The organism is Asaia sp. SF2.1 (assembly GCF_000505765.1).
Classification (GTDB): domain Bacteria; phylum Pseudomonadota; class Alphaproteobacteria; order Acetobacterales; family Acetobacteraceae; genus Asaia; species Asaia bogorensis.
Map to the genome: position 1 here is coordinate 80,263 of NZ_AYXS01000049.1, position 4,546 is coordinate 84,808.

4 protein-coding genes are annotated in these 4,546 nt (G+C 60.4%); all 4 read left to right on the forward strand.

Annotation, left to right across the window (positions count from 1 at the left end):
• The first annotated feature begins 2 nt into the window (after positions 1-2).
• The 4 genes from P792_RS33930 to P792_RS33945 all read left to right on the forward strand — a co-directional run bounded on the left by P792_RS33930 (position 3) and on the right by P792_RS33945 (position 3,989).
• On the forward strand, positions 3-362 hold the full coding sequence (locus tag P792_RS33930; protein ID WP_152530271.1) for a hypothetical protein: 360 nt from the start codon (positions 3-5) through the stop codon (positions 360-362).
• 65 nt (positions 363-427) lie between these two features.
• Positions 428-991, forward strand: a complete 564-nt coding sequence (locus tag P792_RS33935; protein WP_023979779.1) for a cytochrome c — start codon at positions 428-430, stop codon at positions 989-991.
• Between the two features lie 134 nt (positions 992-1,125).
• Complete coding sequence (locus tag P792_RS36225; protein WP_023979780.1) at positions 1,126-3,261, forward strand: 2Fe-2S iron-sulfur cluster-binding protein; 2,136 nt, start codon at positions 1,126-1,128, stop codon at positions 3,259-3,261.
• Entirely contained in the window at positions 3,261-3,989 is a 729-nt protein-coding gene (locus P792_RS33945) for a hypothetical protein (protein WP_010668179.1), read from the forward strand. The genes P792_RS36225 and P792_RS33945 overlap by 1 nt, the downstream gene beginning before the upstream one ends.
• The last annotated feature ends 557 nt before the right edge of the window (positions 3,990-4,546 follow it).

The window sequence follows — 4,546 nt, forward strand, 5'->3', positions numbered from 1 at the left end:
TTCTGGTAGCACTCCTGGCCACGGTCTCAGTTGCGCATGCCCAGACACCGGTTCCGGCACCAGCCCAGCCGCAGGGCCAGGATATGTCCGGAATGCAGGGTATGTCAGGCATGTCAGGAATGGACCACGACAAGATGAAAATGGACGGCATGCCCGGATCCGGCATGAAGGGGGCAGAGAAAGGCATGAAAATGAAAGGAAAGATGGGGGGATGTATGAAGATGAAGGGCATGGCCATGCCGAACGGTCAGGCAATGGCACCATCGGATAAAAAGATGAAAATGGGCTGCGGCGACATGGGCGACGGCATGAAAATGCCGATGGGCCCGCAGAGCATGCCCGACGCGGTTCATCAGCGCTGATCGGTTCCTGATGGAGCGGGGCGGCGTCATAAGCGTCGCCCCTGGACATGCCCAGGGAGGCACGCATGAAAAGATTAGCCTGGAGTCTCGCCGGCATTCTGCTGGTCGGGATCGGCGCGGGAACGGCCGTCGTTTTCGGTGGTCTGTATGATGTAGGCGCCACCTCGCCGCATTGGCGGCTGACCTATCGTGTTCTGGAAACGGCACGCTTCCATTCAATCCGGCATCACGCCGAGGGCATTACCACACCTGTCGATCTTGAGACGCAGGCACGGCTCGTCGGCGGTGCATCGCATTTTTCGACGCATTGCGCCTCCTGTCATTCCGCGCCGGGCGTCGAGGCCGAGGATATGGCGGAGGGGATGTATCCGAAGCCGCCGGTTTTGAATGATGTGGCGCAACGCTATACGCAAGGCGAACTGTTCTGGATCCTCAAGCATGGCATCAAGATGTCGGGCATGCCGTCCTGGGCGGATCATGGTGATGATGATCTCTGGAACATTGTCGCGTTTCTCAAAAAGCTTCCGGGAATGAACAGTTCCGACTACCAGGCGCTGGTCGCCCAGGCAGGAGCAGCTGGCGGACATCATATGCATCACGACATGGATATGCCGATGCCCCGACAATAGATGCCGCTGGGATAATTGATCGAGATCAAGGAAAATATGCCATACCCCTGTAGGGTAATAACCCGTGCCCTGACGACATCCGGAAAGCGGGCCGGTATGGGCTTTGCCGAGGATGATGGCGTGTTGGAGAAACCATGAGGCGTGTCTTTTTGAGCGTGAGTGTCGTGATCATGACGCTGCTCGTCAGCATGTCCGAGGGATTCGCTCAGGCACCGGGTGAGTCTCCCGCCGTTCCGGCCATGTCCAGCGGCACTATGACGGGGCCTACGACAGGCAGCCCGCCACCTTCGCTGGCGCTGCGGCGGGATCAGCCGGAAGACGATGGGCCGATGGCAGCGCCCCGGGATGCCGGTCATGGCGCCGAGTCGTCCGGCGGAATGGAGACGACCACCGCTCGACCCGACTCAAGTATGTCCGACATGGACGGCATGATGTCGATGGGTGGTGACGAGCATGCAAGCCATCACCCTGGCATGGGCGCGGCGGGGAACCCCGGTGCGCCACCATCCGGGCCGGCGGTGCAGGGCGATATGATGAGCCGCATGCTGCCTCAGGCTGGGCAGGCATTGAGTGCGGTTCCCGGAGCAGACAAGGCCGACGCGGGTTGTTGCGGAGCGCGCGGTCGCACGCCGCTTTATACTTTCATGATGACGCATCCGAAGCTGACCGACGCCGAACGTCAGATGCTGGCCGATATTGCGGCACAGAGGCTTCAGGACGGTCTTCGCGAAGTCGGCGCCGCATCGGTCGATGCCGCTCAGTCCCTGTCGTGGGAGACGATGCGTCGATCCAGCCAGCATCTCCATGAAGGCGTTGCGTTGCTCGATAGCGGAATGGCCGCGCGCGCGGCCGCGACCGGCCTCGTGAATCCTCAAATGGTGGCATTCAACTGGTTCACGGCACAGATGGGTCTGCCGACAGTCGCGGCGAGCCAGCAGAACGGCCTGTTTTTCGGATTGACGCCGGCCCACCTGGTGTTCATGACGATCCTGATCCTGGTATCGATCGCTCTGCTGATCTTGCAGGTCCTGCGGTTGCATCGCGTGCAAGAGATTCTCAGGACCACCACGGCATTCGCACCGAAACCAACGGTCCCGCCCACGCCACCATCGTCGACCGGCGGCGGTCCAACACCTCCTGTTCCGCCGCCTCCCCCTGTACCGGGACCAGGCGGTGGAACGGCCACTCCGATCGTCGGCGCACCTCGACACGGCCTCTGGCGTGGCGGTCTGAAAGTGGCCCGGATCATTCGGGAGACACCGGCGATCGTGACGTTCTATCTAGTTCCGGCCGATGGGGGGCGGATTCCCTTTGACTTCAAACCCGGCCAGTTCGTGCAACTCACCATCGAGCCGACGTCTGGCAAGCCCGCGAGCCGGTCCTATACGATCGCATCGTCGCCGGGGCAGGTCGAACATCTCGAACTAACGATCAAACGCGAGGAACATGGGTTGGTCTCGCGCTACCTGCACGACACGGTCAAAGAGGGTGATCTTTTAAAGATCGCGGGTCCATCGGGTATGTTCACCTTTACGGGTGACGAGGCAGACTCGATCGTCCTGCTGTCCGGCGGCGTAGGCATCACACCGATGATGGCGGTCCTGAGATACCTGACCGATATCGTCTGGCCTGGCGAGATCTACTTCGTCTATTCCGCTCATGCCAGCATCGACTATGTGTTTCGCCAGGAAATCGAGTGGCTGGAACGTCGCAATGACAAACTGCACGTTATTGCCACCATGCGGCGGTCGCCGGGGACAGAGTGGTCGGGGCCGGAAGGGCGCATCACGAAGGAACTGCTTCAGCAATCGGTGCCAGATCTCACAAACCGGCGTATCCATGTCTGCGGCCCACCCGGGATGATGGCAAGCATGAGAGCGTTATTGACGGATCTCGCTGTGCCGGAAGCCAATGTTCATAGCGAGGCATTCGGACCAGCCGCGATGAAGGCCGAACCTGCGGTCGGGCCTGTGGCGGCCCCCTCATCCCCGGCCGTTACGCCTGCCGCAACGACCATTACGTTTTCCACTTCAGGGAAATCGGCTCCGTTGCAACTGGATGAAACGGTTCTCGACGCGGCTGATGCGGCAGGTGTCAATATTCCATCCTCCTGTCGATCCGGTATCTGCGGCATGTGTACGACTCACCTGCAGCAAGGTGAGGTGACGATGGCGGTCGAGGATGGGCTCGATCCGGCTGACAAGGCCAAGGGTTTCATCCTGGCCTGTCAGGCGAAGACCACGGGTGGTCCGCTGGTCGTGGAGGCGTGATGCAGGAGCGCAGCGAAATCATTGTCGGCGCCCTGGTCGTCCTGCTGGTGCTGTTCCCGCTGGGCTTTCTGGTGCATGTCGCGCCACGCTTTCCTGGGAGTCTGGCTGGCAGCCTGATTGGCATTTGCGCCGCCATCCTGATGCTGGTGCCGCTGATTTACGTAGCGGGCAAACGCATTCCCGTCGTGCATCGTTATTTCGCGCCGCGTGTCGAGAGCCGAACCCTTCTGTCGGTGCATATCTATGCTGGCGTCCTTGCACCCATTTTGGGCCTGATCCACGCCGCCCATAAATTCGATAGCCCGATGGGGATCTCGCTAACCGGCATCATGCTCGTCCTCGCTATTAGTGGCTATGTCGGGCGCTACATGTTGATCCAGATCGGGCGCGGATTGCGCGGTCGCACCCAGGAACTGGCCCAACTGCGCACGTCTCTGGCAGATGCCGGGGTGGCGCATCTGATGCCCGAGACGCCGGATGTGCCCCATAATATCGTCCAGCGCCTTTTTCTGACCTCGGCCTATCCCGGTACGCGGGGTACATCGGATCGCGAGGCCACGATTGCCTCGGCGCTGGCCGATGTTGAGTATGCGGTCAGGTCGGAGAGGGTGGCGAACGCACTGTTCGGGCGTTGGCGCAAGATTCACGTCATCCTTGTGGTCATCCTCTATTTTCTGCTGATTCTGCATATCTGGTCAGGCCTGTATTACGGGCTGAGGTGGCTATGAAGCCCGCTGTCATACTCTATACGGTCTTTGCGCTTGCGGCTCTGATCGTCGGACTGGTTGTGCCCCTTGCCGTGCATCGTTCCGGCAGTAACGCAGTTCCTGGTTGGGAAGGGTTGGTGAATCCCGGACCGATCTCGAAAGCGCACCAGTTTATCGCGGGCCAGTGCGAGACATGTCACAGGCCTTTCACAGGTGTGGTGACCAATAACTGCGTGACCTGTCATTCTCTGGCGTCGTTCGCCGACAAGCAATCCACCCGGTTTCATGTCGCGGCGACGCAATGTACGTCCTGTCATGTGGAGCACGGTGAGCGGCCACATATGACCGTGATGGATCATAGTGCATTGACGAGGGCGGATTTCTGGTCAGACACCGTTGCGCAACTTCGCTCGGCCGGGCTGGTTGGAGCGTCGCCGATTCCGGGAAGCGCTGCGGCTATTCCGACTGATCATCGACTTGACCGTGATGCCGTTCTCCATCTGAATTGCGCAAGCTGTCACTCCAACGTGGATCCTCATCGCGCCCGCTTTGGTCCTGATTGCGCGAGTTGTCACTCC